At 46.5% G+C, this 445-nt stretch carries 1 protein-coding gene; it reads right to left on the bottom strand.

Annotated elements, in window-relative coordinates; genetic code table 11:
* Positions 1–146: 146 nt before the first annotated feature.
* A partial coding sequence (gene folE / locus C6366_RS21090) for a GTP cyclohydrolase I (protein ID WP_199221608.1) occupies positions 147–445 on the bottom strand: 299 nt, incomplete at its 5' end.

The raw sequence follows: 445 nt of genomic DNA, 5'->3' as shown, positions 1-445 counted from the left end.
TTGCACAAGGAGATAAGGCCTGCATCACCACTCTTCAGCGGTCCACCTGCCAATCTGCCCGGCAACATATCCAATGGCGCGCTCGGCTTTTTTACTGCAATAGCCACACATCAGGTGAGTGTGGTTTTTGATTCCTCGCGTCACAATCAATGAAGTTTGTGACCAATGATATTGAAAAACTCCTCTCTTGTGGCAATGTTTTTAAGAAATGCACCGGTAAAGTCTGATGTGGTGGTAACCGAATGCTGTTTTTGTACACCACGCATCTGCATACACATGTGCTGAGCTTCAATCACCACTGCTACACCAAGTGGATTAAGCGTTTCCTGAATGCACTCTTTAATTTGCGTGGTAAGTCGCTCTTGCACCTGAAGACGACGTGCAAATGCTTCAACAACCCTGGCTATTTTGCTTAGTCCGGTGATATGGTGCCGCGGTATATAAG

The sequence above is a fragment of the Desulfonatronum sp. SC1 genome (genome assembly GCF_003046795.1).
Classification (GTDB): Bacteria; Desulfobacterota; Desulfovibrionia; order Desulfovibrionales; family Desulfonatronaceae; genus Desulfonatronum.
Note: the sequence above shows the minus strand (reverse complement) of the source record. Positions and strands in the feature narration are given on the sequence as shown.